General features: G+C 31.0%; 17 protein-coding genes. 2 read left to right on the top strand and 15 right to left on the bottom strand.

The features are described from left to right. Positions 1-30 precede the first annotated feature (30 nt). The 8 genes from ACSHW5_RS03255 to ACSHW5_RS03220 all read right to left on the bottom strand — a co-directional run bounded on the left by ACSHW5_RS03255 (position 31) and on the right by ACSHW5_RS03220 (position 10,360). On the bottom strand, positions 31-807 hold the full coding sequence (locus ACSHW5_RS03255) for an enoyl-CoA hydratase/isomerase family protein (protein ID WP_435674678.1): 777 nt from the start codon (positions 805-807) through the stop codon (positions 31-33). Positions 808-873: 66 nt separating this feature from the next. Next, positions 874-2,283: a sensor histidine kinase gene (locus ACSHW5_RS03250; protein WP_435674747.1), complete on the bottom strand. Its 1,410-nt coding sequence runs from the start codon at positions 2,281-2,283 to the stop codon at positions 874-876. 220 nt (positions 2,284-2,503) lie between these two features. Beyond that, the gene (locus tag ACSHW5_RS03245; RefSeq protein WP_435674677.1) at positions 2,504-2,761 is read right to left on the bottom strand and encodes a SemiSWEET family sugar transporter; all 258 of its coding nucleotides are present in this window, start codon (positions 2,759-2,761) and stop codon (positions 2,504-2,506) included. Between the two features lie 59 nt (positions 2,762-2,820). Further along, complete coding sequence (locus tag ACSHW5_RS03240; RefSeq protein WP_435674676.1) at positions 2,821-6,357, bottom strand: leucine--tRNA ligase; 3,537 nt, start codon at positions 6,355-6,357, stop codon at positions 2,821-2,823. A 133-nt stretch (positions 6,358-6,490) separates the two neighbouring features. After that, positions 6,491-7,051 carry a DUF2911 domain-containing protein gene (locus ACSHW5_RS03235; protein WP_435674675.1) on the bottom strand — a complete coding sequence of 187 codons (561 nt, stop codon included), beginning with the start codon at positions 7,049-7,051 and terminating at the stop codon, positions 6,491-6,493. Positions 7,052-7,288: 237 nt separating this feature from the next. Continuing rightward, positions 7,289-9,397 carry a ferrous iron transport protein B gene (gene feoB, locus ACSHW5_RS03230; RefSeq protein ID WP_435674674.1) on the bottom strand — a complete coding sequence of 703 codons (2,109 nt, stop codon included), beginning with the start codon at positions 9,395-9,397 and terminating at the stop codon, positions 7,289-7,291. A gap of 6 nt (positions 9,398-9,403) precedes the next feature. Continuing rightward, positions 9,404-9,628, bottom strand: a complete 225-nt coding sequence (locus tag ACSHW5_RS03225) for a FeoA family protein (protein WP_435674673.1) — start codon at positions 9,626-9,628, stop codon at positions 9,404-9,406. 51 nt (positions 9,629-9,679) lie between these two features. Further along, positions 9,680-10,360, bottom strand: a complete 681-nt coding sequence (locus ACSHW5_RS03220) for an SCO family protein (RefSeq protein WP_435674672.1) — start codon at positions 10,358-10,360, stop codon at positions 9,680-9,682. 172 nt (positions 10,361-10,532) lie between these two features. Between ACSHW5_RS03220 and rseP the strand changes: the two genes are divergently transcribed. After that, complete coding sequence (gene rseP / locus ACSHW5_RS03215; protein ID WP_435674671.1) at positions 10,533-11,888, top strand: RIP metalloprotease RseP; 1,356 nt, start codon at positions 10,533-10,535, stop codon at positions 11,886-11,888. A gap of 358 nt (positions 11,889-12,246) precedes the next feature. On the opposite strand, the gene ACSHW5_RS03210 is transcribed toward rseP, so the two are convergent. From ACSHW5_RS03210 to ACSHW5_RS03180, 7 genes are all read right to left on the bottom strand, one after another. Continuing rightward, positions 12,247-15,411: a T9SS type A sorting domain-containing protein gene (locus ACSHW5_RS03210; protein ID WP_435674670.1), complete on the bottom strand. Its 3,165-nt coding sequence runs from the start codon at positions 15,409-15,411 to the stop codon at positions 12,247-12,249. A gap of 163 nt (positions 15,412-15,574) precedes the next feature. Next, positions 15,575-16,147 (bottom strand): phage tail protein, encoded by a 573-nt coding sequence (locus ACSHW5_RS03205; protein WP_435674669.1) that lies wholly within the window; start codon positions 16,145-16,147, stop codon positions 15,575-15,577. A 517-nt stretch (positions 16,148-16,664) separates the two neighbouring features. Continuing rightward, positions 16,665-17,237, bottom strand: coding sequence for a phage tail protein (locus tag ACSHW5_RS03200; RefSeq protein WP_435674668.1), 573 nt, complete (start codon positions 17,235-17,237; stop codon positions 16,665-16,667). A gap of 285 nt (positions 17,238-17,522) precedes the next feature. Beyond that, on the bottom strand, positions 17,523-18,203 hold the full coding sequence (locus ACSHW5_RS03195) for a response regulator (protein ID WP_435674667.1): 681 nt from the start codon (positions 18,201-18,203) through the stop codon (positions 17,523-17,525). A gap of 13 nt (positions 18,204-18,216) precedes the next feature. Then, the gene (locus ACSHW5_RS03190) at positions 18,217-19,008 is read right to left on the bottom strand and encodes a sensor histidine kinase (RefSeq protein ID WP_435674666.1); all 792 of its coding nucleotides are present in this window, start codon (positions 19,006-19,008) and stop codon (positions 18,217-18,219) included. A gap of 131 nt (positions 19,009-19,139) precedes the next feature. Next, a complete protein-coding gene (locus tag ACSHW5_RS03185) occupies positions 19,140-19,538 on the bottom strand; it encodes a hypothetical protein (protein WP_435674665.1) in 399 nt (132 codons plus the stop codon). Between the two features lie 254 nt (positions 19,539-19,792). Further along, on the bottom strand, positions 19,793-20,170 hold the full coding sequence (locus tag ACSHW5_RS03180; RefSeq protein ID WP_435674664.1) for a hypothetical protein: 378 nt from the start codon (positions 20,168-20,170) through the stop codon (positions 19,793-19,795). Positions 20,171-20,351: 181 nt separating this feature from the next. Between ACSHW5_RS03180 and uvrC the strand changes: the two genes are divergently transcribed. Then, a complete protein-coding gene (gene uvrC, locus ACSHW5_RS03175) occupies positions 20,352-22,169 on the top strand; it encodes an excinuclease ABC subunit UvrC (RefSeq protein WP_435674746.1) in 1,818 nt (605 codons plus the stop codon). Positions 22,170-22,188 lie beyond the last annotated feature (19 nt).

The following is a 22,188-nucleotide window of genomic DNA, read 5'->3' as shown; positions in this document are numbered from 1 at the left end:
TTTTTTATGTTTTACTCTTGTTATTACATTTTACTGAAACTTTGGTTTTCTTTTTTCTAAAAAAGCATTGGTTCCTTCTGTAAAATCTTCGGTACCAAAACAATCTCCAAAAGCTATAACTTCTGTCTCAAAACCATTTATTCCATCTTCAAAGTTTGCATTAACAGCTCTAATGGCAGCACTAATGGCAACTGAAGAGTTTCTCATGATCTTCCCAGCAATTTTCTCTGCTAAAGGCACTAATTCTTCCAGAGAAACAACATAATTTACCAAGCCAACTTCTTTTGCCTCTTGCGCGGTAATCATGCTTGCGGTCATAATCATCTCCATAGCTTTTCCTTTGCCAATTAATTGTGGCAAACGCTGTGTACCTCCATAACCAGGTATTACACCTAAAGAAACTTCTGGTAAACCCATTTTAGCATTTTCCGATGCAATTCTAAAATGACATGCCATTGCCAATTCTAAACCGCCACCCAAAGCAAAACCATTAACAGCTGCAATTACAGGAGTAGATAAATTTTCTATATAATTAAATAAAATTTCCTGGCCTTTTCTGGCTAACTCTTTTCCTTCATCCACAGAAAAATGCGCAAATTCCGAAATATCTGCACCGGCTACAAAAGCCTTTTCTTCACTTCCGGTAAGTATAATTACTTTTACATCTAGCATTTCTTCTAACATCTTAAAAGCTTCATGCAACTCTTCTATGGTATCTTTATTTAATGCGTTTAATTTTTTAGGACGATTAATGGTTACATATCCTAAACCATCTTGTTTTTCAACTAAAATATTCTTGAACTCCATCTTTTTAAGATTTTAAATTTATTATAAGTACTTACTTTAATAAGCTAATGTATTGTTCTTTTGAACTTATGTTTTAGGCAAAATTACGGTAAAAACCGTGCCTATTCCTTCTTTAGAAGTAAATGAAATAGATCCATCAAAAGCCTCAATAATATTTTTAATGATGCCTAAACCTAACCCCATTCCACTTGTTTTAGTGGTAAATTTAGGTTCAAAAACAAGATCCTTTACATCATCAGAAATACCTTTTCCATTATCCGAAACAATAATTTTAATGGCATTTCCATCAGATAAAACTTTTACTTCAACAATAGGATTTTCTTCATTTTCTGAAGCCTGACAAGCATTTTTAACCAAGTTAGTTACAATTCTTATCAATTGTGTTTTGTCTAAATTGGCATAAATTTCTTTTTCACCCGGAATAAATTTTACCGCCTGAACATTAAAAATATCTAAGGCCAATTTAACAACACTTATAACTTCAATTTTCTCTCTTTTTTGTGTTGGCATTTTGGCAAAATCAGAAAATGCAGAAGCAATAGAACTCATTACATCTATTTGCTGAATAAGTGTTTGGCTGTATTCTGCCAGTTTTTCTTTTGCATTTACATCTTCTGGATTAAATTTACGTTCAAAACTTTGAACAGTTAACCTCATAGGTGTTAACGGGTTTTTTATTTCGTGTGCTACTTGTTTTGCCATTTCTCGCCAAGCCTGTTCACGTTCACTTCTTGCTAGTTTTGCTGCACTTTCTTCTAGCTGATCTATCATACTATTGTACGCTTCTACCAAAATCTCAATTTCGGAACTCGCTGCATTTAAAATAATTTTTTCATTGCGCTCATTTAAACGAGTTTGTTGCATTTTATCTGAAATAGTTTGTATAGAACGCGTGATATAACTAGATAAAAAGTACGCCAAGGCAATGGCAATTATAAACATTAATAAATACACCAAACTTAACCTAGAAATAAACTCTTTAAGTTCATGTTCTATCTCAGAATTATCTTGGGTAAATTGCAATTCTAAAATCCCAATTCGTTTAAATTTTGGATCATTTATATAAGAATAAGAAGATTGGTAACTAATACCGTTTTCTTCTCTATTTTTTAATATTTTATGATTAGAATTCTGAGCTAATTCTTTTAGTACTGCAACCGGAATTGGTTCTAAATCAATTTTTTCAAATGCATTGGCAATAGACGATTTTAATAATTCTCCACTTAAATCATATATAGAAATGTTTAATTTATTTATGGAAGATATCTCATAAATTCGCTCTTGAAAAATCTTAGCTAAGTTATTCGTATTTACCGGATAGGTTGTTTTATTTTTCAACTCTAATTCTATGGTTTCTTTGGTAATGGCTTCTTTACGCTCGAAACGCTGAATATTATAGTCTCTTGTTTGTTCATCATACTGAATAACAGTAACTACCAATATTAATACTGATGCCAATAACACCAACAATATCATTGATAAAAAGATGCGATTTTTTAAAGAAATGTTGTTAAAACGAATCAAATTTTGGTTTTTATTATTCTTGTTTACCTTCAACAAAAAACATTCCGAAAATTACAATTAATAAAAAATAGTTTGACACTTATTTTGTTAAATTTCTAAAAAAATAAACTGCAAAAAAAAAGTCAATACAAATTAGCGTAATGACTTTTAATTATATTTTAATATTATTTTTTTATTTATACCTTAATTTCATAAGTAATAAATATAATGTTAACGACGCCGTAATAATATTGGCTAATATTATTGATAAACTGTTTATTAAAACACCATAAATTAACCACAAAAGAACTCCAATAAAAAAGATAATATACATGGATAAAGAAAGTCCGGAAGTATCTTTTGTTTTGGCCGTTTTAACAACTTGAGGTAAAAATGAAGCTGTTGTTAAAACTGCTGCAACCAATCCAATAATCTCATGAAGATCTATCATTTTATTTAATTTTTACTTGACAAACATCTTATCTACAAACAAAAAATACACTGCACTTTCTATCCCACTATGTTTACTATTTTACCTGGCACAACAATTACTTTTTTAGGAGTTCTACCTTCTAATTGATCAATTGTTTTTTCATTTTCTAAAACAGCCTTTTCTATTTCATCTTTTGATAAATCTAAAGACAATTCTAATGTAAAACGCATTTTTCCATTAAAAGAAATAGGATAATTTTTAGCGCTTTCTATCAAATGACTTGCCTCAAAAACTGGGAAAGCTGCCGTAGAAATAGACTCTTTATGCCCTAATAAACTCCAGATTTCTTCAGCAATATGTGGTGCATAAGGAGAAACCAAAATTACTAAAGGCTCTAAGATTGCACGTTTGTTACATTTTAAAGCGGTTAACTCATTTACAGCAATCATAAAGGTAGAAACTGATGTGTTAAAAGAGAAATTCTCTATATCATCTTCTACTTTTTTAATTGTTTTATGTAAGGTTTTTAATTCGTCTTTTGTTGGTTCTGTGTCTGAAACCTCAAAGTTATCTCCATTAAAATACAGTTTCCATAATTTTTTCAAGAAGGATGAAACTCCAGAAATACCAGAAGTTTTCCAAGGTTTTGCTTGTTCTAAAGGACCTAAAAACATTTCGAATAAACGTAAACTATCTGCTCCATATTCTTCACAAATAGCATCAGGATTTACCACATTGTATTTAGATTTAGACATTTTTTCTACTTCACGCCCTACTTTATAAACTCCGTCTTCAAAAATAAATTCGGCATTTTTATAATCAGCATTTAAAGCATGATTTTTAAAACCATCAACATCTAATTCATCAGAAGCATTTACCAAAGAAACATCTGCATGCAAAGCCGTTTTAGTAATCATTACTAAATCTGCAAAATTAGGATCTAAAAACTTGTTATCTAATAAGTAATTTTTAACAACTGTTTCAAATTCATTGTCATTTGTAAATAAATTTTTAGAAACAAATACAGCTGGTATTTTTGCAATAACATCATCATTCGATTTTTCATCAGAACAACCACAACCGTTTTTTACAAAAGCAGTTGCTTTGTACACAAATGCAGAAGTTCCTAGAATCATTCCTTGATTAATCAGTTTTTTTGCAAACTCATCTACCGGTACAATTCCTTTATCGAACAAGAATTTTTGCCAAAAACGAGCATATAATAAATGCCCTGTAGCATGTTCAGAGCCTCCGATATATAAATCTACTTCTTTCCAATAATCTAGGTTTTCTTTGCTTGCAAATTCAGTAGCATTTGTAGCATCCATGTATCTGTTAAAATACCAAGAACTACCCGCCCAACCTGGCATGGTATTTAATTCTAGTGGATAAACCGTTTTATTTTTTAACTTATCATTAGAAACCACTTTCTTTCCACGAGAATCCCACGCCCATTCTGTTGCGTTTCCTAAAGGCGGTTTTCCGTCTTCAGTTGGCAAGTATTTTTCTACTTCTGGCAACACAATTGGCAAATGTTCTGTATCAATCATTTGTGGCATTCCGTCTTTGTAATAAACAGGAAAAGGTTCTCCCCAATAACGTTGTCTACTAAAAACAGCATCACGCAAACGGTAATTTATTTTTCCGTAACCAAAGCCACGTTTTTCCATTTCAAAAATGGCTAATTTTAATGCTTTCTTGTATTTTAATCCTGATAAAAAGTCTGAATTTGCAATTACTGTTCCGTCTTTATCTGCATGTGCTCCTTCAGAAATATCTACTCCTTCAAAAATATTCGGAATCGGAATTCCAAAATGTTTTGCAAAATCATAATCTCGTTGATCTCCACAAGGAACTGCCATTACTGCACCTGTTCCGTAATTTGCCAACACGTAATCTCCTATCCAAATCTGAATTTTATCACCAGAAAAAGGATGAATTGCATACGCACCTGTAAAAGCACCAGAAATGGTTTTTACATCTGCCGTTCTATCGCGTTCAGAGCGTTTTGCGGTTGCCGTTATATAAGCTTCAACTTCTGCTTTTTGAGCATCTGTTGTAATTTTAGCCACCAACTCATGTTCTGGAGCTAACGTCATAAAACTTACACCGTAAATAGTGTCTGGGCGTGTTGTGAATACTTCAATCCTATCCCTGACTCCCTTTCCGGTGGAAAGGGACACTGTTGTGGAAGCTAGTTTGTGGTGAATGTTTGTATTTTCTTTCTCTGAATTTTTTTGTGTTTGAACTTCTTGACTTTGTTGAATTTCTTTTTCTAATTTCTGTAATTTGTAAAATTGATTATTTAATTCGGTTTCTATTTTTGCTATAACTTCTTCAACATTACCAATTACTTCTTCATTTTTAAATCTAATGACTTTAAAACCAGATTTTTGCTCTAATTCTAAAGTTCTGGCATCATCTTTTTCTAGCTGATAATCGTGAATTTTACCATCAACTTCTATAATTAACTTTTTGGCTAAACAAACAAAATCAACAATAAAATCATTGATTAAATGTTGTTGTCTAAATTTAAATTTTAATTTTTTCCCTTTTAAATATTTCCATAAAATGGCTTCAGCTGGAGTTGGATTTGCTCTCATTTCTTTTGCTTTCTCAAGCAACAAATAAGAATTATTTCCTCCAGTCATATAACCAGGTGCTTTTTTAGAGTCCGTATTTGCTCCCTTTCCTTCGGAAAGGGTTGGGGATAGGATATCAAAAGTAACCATTGCTCCTTGAGAACGACCAATCCAATTGGTTTGAGAATCTTTTAAAGGTTGTGGCCAATCTATTTTTTCTAATCCATCTAACAAACGTTGTGCATACGCAGAAATTCGCATAGACCATTGTGTCATCTTTTTTCTAACAACAGGATGACTTCCACGTTCTGAAACTCCGTTTACAATTTCGTCATTTGCCAAAACGGTTCCCAACCCAGGACACCAGTTTACTTCTGTATCTGATAAAAATGTTAAACGGTATTGTAATAAGATTTCTTCTTTTTCTTTTGTTGAAAAAGATTTCCATTCATCCGCAGAAAAAGATTTTATATCTTCATCACAAACTGCATTTACGGTTGCGTTTCCTGCTGTTTTAAAGATTTTTTCTAATTCAGTAATATCTTCTGCTTTGTCTGTATCTTTATTGTACCAAGAATTAAACAATTGAATAAAAATCCATTGTGTCCATTTATAATATTCCGGACTAGAAGTTCTAACTTCTCTACTCCAATCAAAAGAAAAACCAATTTTATCTAATTGTTTTCTGTAGGTTGCAACATTATCTTCTGTAGTTTTTGCTGGGTGTTGCCCAGTTTGAATTGCATATTGTTCTGCTGGTAACCCAAAAGAATCATATCCTTGCGGATGCAATACATTAAAACCTTTATGACGTTTGTAACGTGCATAAATATCACTTGCAATATACCCTAAAGGATGCCCAACATGTAAACCGGCACCTGAAGGATAAGGAAACATATCTAACACGTAATATTTAGGTTTTTCCAATTCCCCTTCAACTTTGTTCTGGGCGGGATTATTGGCTTTAAAAGTTTGGTTTTCTGCCCAAAACTTTTGCCATTTCTTTTCTATATCTAAGTGATTGTATTGCATTGTTAGTATCTTAATTAAGCGGCAAATTTACGTTTATTATACAAAAGATTATAATTTGTAAACCCCAAAGTTTATTCATAAAAAAACCACAAACTATGTTGTGGTTTTTATTGTTTTTTATGCGAATCTATTTTTAGTTTTCTACTTCTTCTTTTTCACTTACCGGTACAGAAACAATAGTTTTTCCCCAACCTAAATGCATGGTTGCGTTGCCTTCTTCTCCTTCAAAAACTATAGAAAAAGCTTCTGTAGCGTCTGCTGATGTAGAAAGTTTTCCGGTAACTCTAACAACATCTTCAGTTTCATCGTAAAAATAAGAACCCCAAACATTTTTAGCTGTACTTAAAATAACGGTCCAATCTTGCTTGTTTGGTATTGTAAACATGGTGTATGTTCCGGCAGACACTTGTTTATCTCCAAAAGTTACATCTTTATAAAAAGATATTTCTGCAGCTTCGTTTGCACCAGTTCTCCAAACTTTTCCTTCTGGAGCTAATTTAGACAAATCTCTTCCTTTTAATTGTGGTCTACTATACACCACTTTTATTAATTTATTTGCTTCTCTCCAGTTATTAGGATAACTAGCTGCATCCATAGGACTAACATCTAGTTTTGGAAATTTTTGAGCAAAAGTCTCTGTTGATATAAATATTGCGATTGCAAAAACTACCAATGATAAAATTGTTTTTTTCATTTTTAAATAATTTTGATGTGATTTTTGTACTAAGTCTTCAAAAATAGAAAAGCTTACTCAGTTTTACTATTATTTTTCTGTTAAAGAACTCTAAATATAAAAATTGAAAAAAGTGTTTTACTTAATTACAACCGCAATCTGAATTGCAATTCTTATCCTTTTTAGACGGAAACACATATTTTTTCACTAAAAAAACAACCGCTAAAACTACTAAAGTATATGTTATAATTTCTTGCATTAACTTAAAATTTGATACACAATAAATGAAGAAACATAGGCTAAACCTGTCATCCCAAAAAGTTGAATTAATGGCCATTTCCATGTTTTCGTTTCTCGTTTTACAATGGCCAACGTTGCCATACATTGCATAGCAAATGCATAGAATACTAATAAAGACATGCCTACAGGTAAGTTAAAAAGCTTACCTCCTGTTGCATTTACTTCTGATGCCATTTTTTGCTTAATAGTTGTAGCATTTTCATCATCTGCTTGTACACTATAAATGGTAGCTAAAGTTCCTACAAAAACTTCTCTAGCAGCAAATGATGTAATTAAAGCGATACCTATTTTCCAATCATACCCCAAAGGTCTAATAGCAGGTTCTATTGTTTTTCCTAAAATACCAATGTAGGAGTTTTCTAATTTTGAAGAGGCAATTTTTTGCTGCAACTCATTATCAGATAAATTCTGATTATTGGTGTTTTCAATAGTATTTTTAGCAGCATTTTTAAATGATGCAGGCCCATTTGAAGCCAAAAACCATAACACAATAGACAAAGCCAAAATAATTTTTCCTGCACCTAAAACAAATGCTTTTGTTTTTTCTACCACTTCAAAAAACACATTTTTAAGAGATGGTATTTTGTAATTTGGCATTTCTATTATAAAAAAAGATTTGGTTTTTATCTTTAAAGTATTATGTAAAATATACGCTGCTAAAATTGCTGTTGCAAAACCTAAAGCATATAAAGACAACAACACCAACCCTTGTAAATTTAAAAATCCGAATATTTTTTTATCAGGAATTATCAAGGAAATTAGAATTGCATAAATAGGCAAACGTGCAGAACAAGTTGTAAATGGCACTACCAAAATGGTAATTAATCGTTCTTTCCAACTAGCAATTGTTCTTGTGGCCATAATTGCAGGAATTGCACAGGCTGTTCCAGAAATTAAAGGAATTACACTTTTACCATTCATACCAAAACGTCGCATAATTTTATCCATAAGAAAAACAACACGACTCATGTAACCTGTTTCTTCTAAAATGGCAATAAATAGAAAAAGAATGGCTATTTGAGGAATAAAAATTAAAACGCCACCAATACCCGGTATAATTCCTTCTACCAACAAATCTGTAAGTACTCCGTTTGGTAAATTACTTTTGGCAAAATCTGATAATTCTGCAAATGTGCCATCAATTAAATCCATAGGAAAGGTCGCCCAGTCAAAAATTGATTGAAAAATAACTAATAATAAAAAGACGAAAAACACATAACCAAAAATTTTATGTGTAAAAATTCTATCTAATCTACCACGTAAATCTTTGGCTTTACTTTTATCAACTATATATGTTTTCTTAAGAATTTTATTAATCTCTTGATATCTGTAAATAGTTTCTTTATGTTGATATTTCTTTAATTTAGAAACATCTTGTTTAAAGGCTAATAATTTTTCCTTTTCTTCTTTACTTACAGTTTCTGGATAGTTGTTTTGAGTTACCATCAACCACAATTCATATAAAGAATAGTTAGGACTAATTTCTTTTAATTTTGTAAAATAATCAGGATCAATTTGATGATTAATGCCACATAAAGGAGATGCTTTTGCCGCTACATGACACCTAATAATTGCGGCTTTTACATCATCTATACCTTCATTTTTTCTAGCACTTATTAAAACTACCTCTGTATTTAATTCTTTTTTTAACAAAGACAAATCAATAGTAATACCTTTTCTGTTCATTTGATCTACCATATTGATAGCAAGAACTGTAGGGATTTCTAAATCTTTAATTTGAGAAAAAAGCAGCAAGTTTCTTTTTAAATTTTCTACATCAGCAACCACCAAAATTACGTCTGGAGATTCTTTGATATCCTTTTTTAATAAGGTTTTTAAAACAATACTTTCATCTAAGGAAGTAGGATTTATGCTGTAAGTTCCTGGTAAATCTGTAATAATGGCATTTTGTGTAGTAGATAATTTACTAACACCTTGTTTTTTATCAACAGTTACCCCTGGATAATTTCCAACCTTTTGATTTAACCCAGTAAGCTGATTAAAAAGTGAGGTTTTTCCTGTATTAGGGTTTCCTATTAAAGCAACTTTAATATCATTTTTAGACATGAAATTTTAGCTTTTCAGAATTTTAATTTTACACGCAGTTTCTATTCTTATTGCCAAATGGCTTCCGTTTACACAGATATATAAGGGATCTTTTAAAGGAGCAGTTTGAACAAGTTCTACTTCAGCTCCTGGTAAACATCCCATCTCTAGCAATTTTAAGGGAATAAAATCTAAAGATTCTTCAGAAATATACCCTATTTCTCCTTTACGTAATGTTGCAATTGTGGTCAATGATTTTTATTTGGGAAGCAAAGATAGGAATTTAGAATGATTCTAAACAAGTTATTTTTTGGTATATTCTTCTTTTAGCAAAACTATATCTTTTTTTAGTTTTTCCATATCTTCTTTTTCTGTACCATCATAATATCCGCGAATGCGTCTTTCTTTATCTACCAACACAAATTGTTCTGTATGAATAAAGTCATTTTCTCCACCATCACCATCCTCTATAACAGCAAAATAGCTTTTTCTTGCCAACTCATAAATATGTTTTTTAGCACCAGTTGTTACATTCCATTTACCGTCTATAACACCTTTTCTATCTGCATATTCTCTTAACACAGAAACACTATCTATAACCGGCGTTACCGAATGTGAAAGAAACATAATATCCGGATCATTTTTATAAAATTCTTGCAATTCACTCATGTTGTACGCCATGGCAATGCAAATTGTTTGGCAACGTGTAAAAAAGAAATCTGCAATATAAATTTTGTTAGCATAATTTTTATTGGTGATAATTTTGCCATTCTGATTGGTTAATTCAAATTTTGCAATGGTATGATTTTTATTGATATGCATCATGCTTTCATCAACCAAACGCGGATTTACATCTATAGGGTTATATATTTTTAAAGTTTTATCAACTTTTAACAGGTGATAAAAAACAGGAATTGTGATTGCCGAAAAAACCACTATAAAAATAAGCGTAGGCAATGATTTCTTAAAGAATTTAATCTCCATATAATGTTTTTAGAACTACAAATTTACAACTTAAAAGAAGCCTAAAAAAAAATACATCTTGTTAATCAATCTAAAATCTTTGTTAAAATAAAAAGGTAGATTTAATAGTTCTTTTACAACTCTACTGAAAACCGTACATTTGTGCGTTTTTTAAATTAGATTATTATACCGAATGGAAATATTAATAAAAGCTTCGCAATTTATTTTAAGTTTATCTTTATTAATTGTGCTGCACGAATTAGGGCATTTTATCCCCGCAAAATTATTTAAAACTAGAGTAGAAAAATTCTACTTATTTTTTGATTATAAGTTTTCAATTTTCAAGAAAAAAATTGGCGAAACTGTGTATGGTATTGGTTGGATTCCTTTAGGAGGATATGTTAAAATATCTGGAATGATTGATGAAAGCATGGATACAGAGCAGATGGCTTTACCGCCACAACCTTGGGAATTTAGATCAAAACCAGCTTGGCAACGTTTAATAATTATGTTAGGTGGTGTTTTTGTGAATTTTGTTTTAGGAATCTTAATCTACATCTGCTTAATGTGGGGTTATGGAGAACGTTTTTTACCTAATGAAAGTGTAAATGCTAAAGATGGTGTTTGGATTCAAGATTCTTTAGCCATGAATTTAGGCTTGCAAACCGGAGATAAAATTTTAACTATTGATGGTGAAAAAATAAAAAAATTTAGAGAATTATCTTTAGGTTTTGTAAACGGAAATTCTTACCAAATTGAAAGAAATGGTGAGGTTTTAGACAAAGAAATTCCTATAAACTTTATTTCTGAATTGGTAGAAAGAGGAAAAGATGCGGGTGCTTTTTTATATCCTAGAATTCCTTTTTTAATTGCTGAAGTCTCTAAAGATTCACCTAATTTAACTTCAGACTTAAAACCAAAAGACATTGTTATTGGCATTAACGGAAATGAAATTAAATACTTTGATGAAGCAAAGGTTGAACTTGATAAAAACAAAAATAAAGACATTACATTAACTGTAAAAAGAGGTAGTGAAACTAAAGAAATTGCTGTTAAAGTTACAGATGAAGGAAAACTTGGTGTAGGTCTTGGAGAATTACCTTATAAAGATTTAGAAAAACTTGGGTATTATAATTTAGCAGATATAAAGTATTCTTTTACAGAAGCTATTCCTGCCGGTTCTAATAAAGCTTGGAAAACTTTAACCGATTATGTAAAACAATTAAAAAAGATTTTTAATCCAAGTACTGGTGCTTATAAAGGTTTAGGAGGTTTTAAAGCAATTATGGATATTTTTCCTACTAGTTGGAGTTGGGAAGCTTTTTGGAATATTACAGCATTTTTATCTATTATGTTAGGTTTTATGAACCTATTACCAATTCCTGCTCTAGATGGTGGGCATGTTGTTTTTACACTTTGGGAAATGATTACAGGTAAAAAACCTGGAGATAAATTTTTAGAATATGCACAAGTTGCAGGCTTTATTTTTCTAATAGCTTTACTGCTTTTTGCTAATGGAAACGATGTATATAGATGGCTTGCTAAGTAAAAAAGTAAACTATACAATAAAAAAACCTTCTTAGAATAATCTTCTAAGAAGGTTTTTTTATTGATAATACTCTTCTATAGCAGATTGTAATTAAGAATATTATAATTGATTTTCTGCAAAATATGATAACAAAGCGAATTACATTAATATTTACATGTTTTTTCACAAGTAGCATCTATAACAGATTTACATATATTATAATAACAAACAATGTTCCCATAAAAAAAAACACTAAAATGATACAAAAAAAGAAATCGTCTAAAATGTTATTCTTAGACGATTATCAATATTACTTCCCCTTCTTATAATACTATTAAATATCAGTTTTTGGTAGAACCAATTTAACTGAATGAATCCTTTATTTTAAAATTATTTTTTTATTTAATTTTCCTTTTTCTGTTTTTATCTTCACAATATAAACACCTTCCGAAAAATTAGGTAAAGAAACAGTTTCTACTCCCTTGGTATTAAATGCAATTTCCTTTAGCTGTTTACCAAGTATGTTAAATAACTTTACATTTGTATCTCCTTGAGGTAAACCTGTTATTTTTAATGTAGTTTTATCTATTGAATAGACACTTATATTGTCAGTAGTTTCATTCGATTTAATATTTAATGCATTTTCTGTTACATGAAGATAAAACCTACCTATTCCGTTTAAAGATTCTGACAAGGCTATTTTGTAAGAATCATTATCTTCATCTAATCGGGTAAATGTATTTGTTTCTCTATCTTCAATAAACACTTTTAAATAAGATGGAAAATCTACGAGGTCTACAGAAAAGCTAATTTCTTTTCCAGTGTCTGCTTTTACACCCACAGGAATTACCATGGATGCATAATTTTCTTTTGGTAAAGTTTGTATTCCCAGATTTTCTCCTTCGTTATCACTAACTAATTGTGTAAACACGGCAAAATCTGTTTCAACACCATCAAATATAGAACTGTCATAACCATCATCAAAACCTGTTGTTTTATTTTCAATATAATAAACTTCAGTATATTTTTGATTGGTATCATCTTTCATAAATAAGCTAACTTTTGGCCTAGTAGTTTCTCTTAAATAAGCATTGCCACCAACATGTGTTTGTAATTCTTCGGTAAAGTTTACAGCAGCGTCTGAAGCAGCTTTTACTATAAACCCTTGTGCAGGAGCAACAATATAACTTTCTGCTTGATTTTTAATAATGTACTCTCCTTCACCTCCATTGCCACCTTCATCCCACAAATAAATTGTTTTTTCTGTAAGAATACCAGCACCAACATTATCTAAGAAAGTACCACTATTTATAAAAGATGTAAAAGGATTTCCTATAGCATTGTATTTGTCTCCTAATGAACTTACTGTAATTGAAACCGGATCTGTATTTATAAAACCATCAAATCCTAAAACACCTGCGGTAGATTTTTTTATGGCATATCCTTTTGCTTTTTCAAAAAACCCAACCACATCACCAGTGGTGTAATAACTCCATCTTGTTGAGATAGGATTGGTATTCACATAATGTCCAATACCTCGTTTTGTTCCATTACTTACTACAACACCAAAAAACTCATCAATTCTTTTACTGTGAACAGGTGCAGAAACAACATGCCAACCTCTAGCTCCTATGGCAGAAGTAGATACATAACGGTCATAATACACTTTTTGAGTTCCTAAATGTAAACCTTCTAAAATAAAAGATCCATTTGATGTAAAATCAGACTCAATACCAAAAAGACCATTTTGTGTTACATCTCCTTTTAATGTTAAAGCGCCGCCACTTTTTACAAATAACATAGAAGAAGCTTCCACTGTTAAATTATTACCAATTGCCATTGTACCTGATTCTATAGCTGGTTTATTAGCTACATTTGGTATTACAATATTATCTGCAGCTGTAGGAACAACGCCCGTACTCCAGTTTGTTGCAGTTGCCCAGTTGGTACTTGTAACACCGGACCAACGCGAACCAGTGGTTGTAAATGTTTGCACAGCACCATAACTAGTACCTACAGAATTTGTTGCATAACTTTTAAACGCATACTTAGTACCTAATAACAAACTAGATATTGCTTCTGAAAAAACACCTGTTCCTATGCCATTATCATCTGTAGTTACATCTGCACCACCAATAATAGGATCAGGGTTTACTGCATGTACAGCATAAACAATACCTCTACCAGTAACATCTGTACTACCTTTAGCAGTTACATTTCCCCCTAAAGTTGCTTCTGTATTGCTTATTGCACTAGCAGCACTTGTAGTTACTGTTGGTGCAACACCTGCAACAATTACTTTGAAAACTAAATCATTTACACCTCCATCTGGGCTATTATCTACATATATATCTCCGTTGGGATAACCGTTATCAACTGTAAAAACAAGATTAGCATCCATAGGAATATTAAAAGTATATGATTGCCCAGTTATTAGATCAATGGATTCACCCGAAAAATCTGTAACATCAAGATTAGCAGGATCTCCACCATTTTCAGTTAAAACCTGATTTGTAACACTACCCAATAAATTTGCTGCACTAATTATTGTACCTGAGTATACATCAATAGTGTGCCCAGAACTAGTTTGACCAGCAGCTACTAGAACCGCAATTGATTCTAATACTCCTGTTTGACATGCCACAAAGGATTGCCCGAATTTTCGAGTATTATTAAAATTATTTGATGCATCAAAAGGATTTGTAACCAAACAGTCACTACCAATAGCATTGGTTGTAAATGTTTGTACTAGACCTTCTTTAGTTCCTGTTCCATTTATTGCATAGGCTGTATAACTATATTCTGATGAAGCCGTTAAACTAGAAATAGCTTGATTATAAGTTCCGAGGGTTCCTGCAACAATTACTTTTGTTACATTTCCTCCTCCTGCCTCTGCCACTGTTGGTGTTGCATCTACAGAAGTTAAAGAATAGACAAAACCACGTTCTGTAATTGGATCTCCACCATTTGCAGTAACATTACCAAATAAAGTAGCGCCACTTGATGAAATAGGGGTTGCTGATGCTGTAGAAACTGTAGGCGCCGCCGTTCCTGCCCCCAAAACTACATCATCAAAACCAAAGGAATCTAATCCTATTGAAGAAGTTACCGTGATGCCCGTTACTCCTGTCCAGTTTAAGACTACTGTTGCCACCGTACCTGAAATTGCAGCCGTTACAGGTGCATCAGATCCTCCAATAGGCGTAAAAGTCCACATGCTTGATCCTGATAATTCTGAATCGAAAGCATCAATAGTAGCTACATTAACAGAAGCAACACCTGTAAATGATATAGTAGCACTTGTATTATCATTATTAAATTGTGTATAGATTACCTTACCAGTTGTACCACCAGCACCACCTGCATCTACAAAATCTATGGCATTGTTAGAGCTAGAAACAGTTGCCGTTATACCACTTTTATCTTCAGAAACTGTGGCACCATTGTCAATTGCAGATTCCCAATCAAATGTCTGTGAATACGTTTGATAGGTAAACATAAAGAATGAGAACAATAATATAACAAGAAGAGTATTTTTTTTCATGATCCGTTTTGATTTGATTGATTGTTTGTTTGTTAAAACTCAAGAAGTTTAGTTACACTAAAAAGTGTCATATTTAATATTCAACCAAAGTTAAAGAAAGCACTTTAGTTGAATATTAATTTATACTTTAATTCTAATTCACCAAAGTATATGAACCAACAAGTTAATTTCTTGATGGGAAAGTACCATATAAAGCAATAATATAGTTCACTGCTAAATAAGGAGGCATATTATTATGCCCTTGACTACCACCTGCATTGCCAATTGTAGGTGCTGATAAAGCTTGGCCATCTACAGTATCTGCATTTGGTCCAAAAGATTTTACTTTTGTACTGCCTAATCCAGACCCAAAACTTGCGCTTGCAGGTACATCGCCAGCAATAGGAGTATCTCTAGTTCCTGCGGTTGTACTTAACTTTACACTACCATCACTAACCGCGGCAGTGTGGTTATGAACAGGCATTTCTAACGTTGTTAAAGTATGTGTGCTTTGACCACCTCTTTGTCCAAGACGGTACGTAGGCAATCCTGGTCCAGTACCTTCGGATATAGCAGCTCTACCACGTAAATCTGGCAATGCAAAAGTAGTTCTGCCATCTCCACCATACGTGGTTCCTAAAATTGAAAAAAGTGCAGTGTTTTGAGAAATTGCTAATAGTTGACCGTCGCAAAAAGCCCAAGATCTTGGGGCAAAATTGCCACCAAACATAATAATTTGACCTATAAATGGTTCCATAATAATAAGTAGTTAGTAGTTAGTATTAAGTGTTTTGATTGTACGCTATGTTTTTTATGTTTTATACCATGCTAATAACACGTTTACAATCAACTAAATATACAAAAAAATTATAAACAAGAATTATTATTATTAAAAATGGGTATAAACACCTATAAATTAAAGCATCAATAATAGCTACATTAACAGAAGCAACTCCTGTAAAGATTATAGCATTATAAATTCTGTAAAAACCACATTATCAGTTGTGCCGCCTTTATCTTCTTAAACTGTAGCACAATTGTCTATTGGTGATTCCTTATCAATTGTTTGCGAATACGATTGATAATTAAACCTATAAAACAAAAGCAATAATATAACAGGAAAGGTATATTTTGATTTGTTTGTTAAAAACTCAAGAAGTTTAGATACTTTAAAAAGACAAATTTTAATATTCAACTAAAGTTAAAGTAAACACCTTAGTTGAATATTAATTTATACTTCAGTTCTTGTTGACTAAAGTTTATGTACTTACAAGTTAATTTCTTGACGGGAAAGTACCTTGCAAAGCAATAATATAGTTCACTGCTAAATAAGGAGGCATATTATTATGTCCTTGGCTTCCCCCTGCATTGCCAATAGTGGGTGCTGATAAAGCTTGACCATCTACAGTATCTGCATTTGGTCCAAAAGATTTTACTTTTGTACTGCCTAGTCCAGACCCAAAACTTGCGCTTGCAGGTACATCACCAGCAATAGGAGTATCTCTAGTTCCTGCGGTTGTACTTAACTTTACACTACCATCACTAACCGTGGCAGTGTGGTTGTGAGCAGGCATTTGTTGCACTGTTAAAGTATGTGTATCTGCACCACCTCTTTGTCCAAGACGGTATGTAGGCAATCCTGGCCCAGTACCTTCGGATATAGCAGCTCTACCACGTAAATCGGGCAATCCAAAAGAGGTTCTGCCATCTCCACCATACGTGGTTCCTAAAATTGAAAAAAGGGCTTGGTAAGAATTAATTGCTAATAGTTGACCGTCGCAAAAAGCCCAAGATCTTGGGGCAAAATTGCCACCAAACATAATAATTTGACCTATAAATGGTTCCATAATAATAAGTAGTTAATAGTTAGTATTAAGTGTTTTGATTGTACGCTATGTTTTTCATGTTTTAGAACATCTTTATAACACATTTACAATCAACTAAATATACATAAAATAATTAATAAGAATTATTATTATTAAAAAACAGGTATAAATACCTATAAATTATAGAAGCACAAACAATAGATTACCTCTTAGAAACTAGGGATAAATACTTTATTAAAAAAAGGTAAAGTAGTACCTGAAATTTAAATTTACTTGTTTAAAAAAGCAAGCTACAGCATAAAATTCTTAAGAATTAAAACCCGGTGAAATTTCGATTAATTTTTTTTGAATACCATAAATAACCAATCCTGCTACATTTTTAGAATGCGTTTTAAGTAACAAATTATTTCTATGACCTTCTACAGTTCTGGGACTGATAAATAATTCTTCAGCAATTTCATTGGTAGTCATTTGTGCGCAAATAAGTTCTAAGACCTCTATTTCTCTGCTAGATAGCAGTTTCTTATCTAAATCGCTTTTTATACGTTTACCTGTTGCAGAAATAATATTTTCGTGTATAATTTTTAACACTATTTCATCGTAATAAAAACCTTTATTATGAACTTGCTTTATAGTGTGCACTACTGTTTTTGGTGTTGTATTTTTTAACAAATAGGAAGAAGCGCCCACATCTATCATATTGGTTATAAAAGATTTACCACCAAAACTTGTAAGTGCAATTATTTTAATATTTGGATGCGTTTTATGAATAATTTTAGTGGCTTCAACACCATTTATTTCTGGCATTTTTAAATCCATTAAAATAATGTCTGGAAACTCTTCTGTAGTACTTAAGAAGTCTATTAATCTTTTCCCGTTTTCAGCTTCAAAAATGATATTAAAACTGAGTTCTTTTTCTAATAAAAATCGAATCCCTTTTCTAAAAAGAAGTTCATCATCAGCAATTATAATATTTATTTTTTCCATTATTTCTGCAGCTTTATATAATAACTAAAATTTTAAAACCATTGTTTAAAGAGCTTTCTATACTGAATTTTCCATTTAACAAGGCAACTCTACTTTCTATATTTTTCATCCCCAATCCTTTTTTGCAATTTGCATCCTTCATATTAAAACCGATACCATTATCAGTATAATTAAAAAAAAATATGTTGTCTTTTATTTCTATATAAATATTACTTTCTTTAGCATTACCATGTCTTACAGAATTATTTATTAACTCTTGAACAATTCTAAATACATGCAATTCGTTTTCTGTTTGCAAATAGTTTTTAGGATAAAAAAGGCTGTAGGTAACATTAATTTTTCTACTATTATTGTAAGAATCTGCCAATTCTTCTATGGCATCTTTTAGACCAAATTCTGCCAATATTGGAGGTAATAAATTATGTGCTATTTTTCTTGCGCTATCTAAAGTCTTTTCTGTGGCTTCTAAAATTCCTTCATTAATAATTAAATATTCATCCGGACTTAATTCTCCGTCTTTTAAAAGGTTGGCATTTAAGCTAATTACATTTAATTTAGAGCTAATATCATCATGTAAATCTTGCGCTATTCTTTTTCGTTCTTTTTCTTGTGTTACAATAATAGATTTCAACAATTCTTTTTGATGACTAACTTCTAAAGATTTTTTGTCTAATTCTTTTTCTACAATTTTTTTTCTTGATAAAAAGAAAAACAATAATAACCCTACGCTCATCAGCAATAAAAATAACACACCTATAATTACAATTGTGACCACTTGATTTTCTTGAGTAAGTAATTTTTCCATATAGGGGATAACTAAAATAACGAAGTTAAGGAAAAATAGTGAACCCTAAAATTATGTGTTTACTTTGATTTTATTATACGTGAAAATAAAAACAGGGGTTTCTACTTGTTTCTATTGTGATGTTAAAAAAATTATTGTTTTTCGTTTGGTATTGCAATGGCTGGTTTTCTAAAATTTTTATACCATTCTACAAAAATTAAAATATGATACACCAAGTACAAGAACGAATTCATATCCCAAATAATTTTTTTTACAGATTTAGAGCCTATATTTCCTGTTGTAAATAATAATGTACTACATAGTAAGTACACAAAAAGACCAGAAATAATAAAAACATATTTCTTATCTATATCACTTAATCTATGTAAAAAAAATAAAAAACAATATACAATTAAAGGTACAGAAGTAATTATAATTTCGAACTGATTAAATATAAAATAATCTTCTGGAAAGCATACATAATAAATACCTAACACTAAAAGTACTGCTGTTAAGGTCCTATTTATAAACACCTTCTTTAAAGAATGCATGAGAATACTTCTAAAAAAAAGACTTAATAATACAAACTGACTAATAAAATAGTAATGGCTTAAATATAAATTATGTTTATTTAAATTATTTAAATAATGAGCATAGATCTGAATCACTAAAATAAAAACCAGATAAATAGAAAATACTTTAAAAGCAAAATTTTCTTTTCTATAACTTTTTAAAAAAAGCAACGTATTTACTGCCAAAAAAAAATACCCCAGATAAACTATTAACTCACTATAATCCACAGATGTTAATTTAAAGGGCTTTCAGTATCACAACTATCAGGACAAGGATTTGTAAAATCATAAATCTCACTACCATTACCAGCAATTAAAGCTTTGCCACTTCTATCTACAGAAAGCATGTCTTTACCATGAACATCTACACCAACAATCATTAATTTTTCTTGGTAAATTTTTTCTCCAGTGTCTTTATTTACAAATTTTTCTACGCCTAAATACGCTCTTATACTGGCAACGCCATCTTCTTGTAAAACTTCTATTAAATCTATTTTGGGAATATTAAAAGCATTTAACTTGTTGTAACTATTATAGTTACTTTCTTTTTTTCTCCATCTTTTAGCCCATTTCTTGGCAGTTTTTAGGGTAATAGTATTCTTTTTTTTCATTTTTAAGAAAGTTTTGGTTTCACTAAAAGTAAGTTTGATTTATTTGTAAAGTTATCAAAAAAAAATAAACCGTTTTTTTATGTAAAATAACACAATACACAGAATTTTTACCCTCTAATTTTTCAGTAAATTACTTACCCTTTCTGTAAATAAATGCTTTAAAAATATGTATTTTCGTTCTATGCCAACTCCTTTAGAACTTCAATTGCAAACCTTACCAGATTCTCCTGGCGTGTATCAATATTTTGATGCAAACGATGTAATTATTTATGTTGGAAAAGCAAAAAATTTAAAAAAACGCGTTGCTTCATATTTTAATAAAAACCATGAAAATGGAAAAACACGTGTGCTTGTAAAAAAAATAGTTCGTATAAAACATATTGTTGTTGCAACAGAAACAGATGCTTTGCTGTTAGAAAACAACCTTATTAAAAAATACAAACCTCGGTATAATATTTTATTAAAAGATGATAAAAGTTACCCGTGGCTTTGTATCAAAAAAGAACGTTTTCCAAGAATTTTTATGACCAGAAGAGTCATAAAAGATGGTTCTGAATATTTTGGTCCTTACACTTCTGTAAGAACGGTAAGAGTTTTGTTAGAATTAATAAAAGAACTTTATCCGCTTAGAACATGTGTGCATAATTTAAGTCAACAAAATATAAACGAGGGTAAATATAAAGTCTGTTTAGAATATCATTTAAAAAATTGTAAAGGCGCTTGCGAAGGTTTAGAAACAGAAGAAAATTACAACAATTCTATCAAAGAAATTAAAAACATTATCAAAGGAAATTTTAAAGAAAGTTTAGATAAATTTCAGAAAATGATGTTGTTTTTTGCTGAAAACATGGAATTTGAAGAAGCACAAAAAATTAAAGAAAAACTCTCATTATTAGGCAATTACCAAGCTAAAAGCACCATTATAAATCCATCTATAAACAATGTAGATGTGTTTTCTATTATTTCTGATGAAACACACGGGTACGCCAATTTCTTAAAAATTTCTAACGGATCTATTATTCAGTCTCATACTACAGAAATTAAGAAAAAGTTAGATGAAAGTAACAAAGAAATATTAGAGTTGTTTATTATTGAAATTAGACAGCGTTTTAACTCCATTTCACCAGAAATATACGTTCCTTTTAAAGTTGATTTGGGTGAAAACGTAAAAGTAACCATCCCTAAATTGGGCGACAAAAAACGTATTGTAGAACTCTCAGAAAGAAATGCAAAGTACTACAGACAAGAACAATTTAAGCAAATTAAAATTGTAGATCCAGACAGGCACGTGAAAAGAATTATGGCGCAAATGAAAAAAGATTTGCGCTTATCTGTAGAACCCAGACATATAGAGTGTTTTGATAATTCTAACATTCAAGGAACAAATCCTGTGGCTGCTTGTGTAGTTTTTAAAGATGGTAAACCAAGTAAAAAAGATTACAGACATTACAATATAAAAACCGTTGAAGGCCCAGATGATTTTGCTTCTATGGAAGAAGTGGTGTATAGAAGATACAAACGTTTGTTAGAAGAAGAAGAACCTTTGCCACAATTGATTATAGTTGATGGAGGAAAAGGACAATTATCTTCTGCCTTAAAAAGTTTAGATCTTTTAGGTTTGCGAGGCAAAATTGCAATAATTGGCATTGCAAAACGTTTGGAAGAAATATATTATCCAGATGATCCTATTCCGTTGTATTTAGACAAAAAATCTGAGACTTTAAAAATAACGCAATATTTACGAAATGAAGCCCATAGGTTTGGTATTACTTTTCACAGAAATAAACGTAGTAAAAGTGCAATAAAATCAGAATTAGAACAAATACCTACAATTGGAAATCAAACAATTACAACTTTATTACGTAAATTTAAATCCGCAAAGCGGGTAAAAGAAGCAACTTTTGAAGAATTGAAAGAAGTTGTAGGAAATGCAAGAGCTTTAAAGATATTCGAATTTTATCAACCAAAAAAAACCAATAATAAAGAACCTTTACATTAGAACCGGTTTATCCAACAAA

Origin of the sequence: Polaribacter sp. (assembly GCF_051251875.1) — a bacterium.
GTDB lineage: Bacteria > Bacteroidota > Bacteroidia > Flavobacteriales > Flavobacteriaceae > Polaribacter.
Note: the sequence above shows the minus strand (reverse complement) of the source record. Positions and strands in the feature narration are given on the sequence as shown.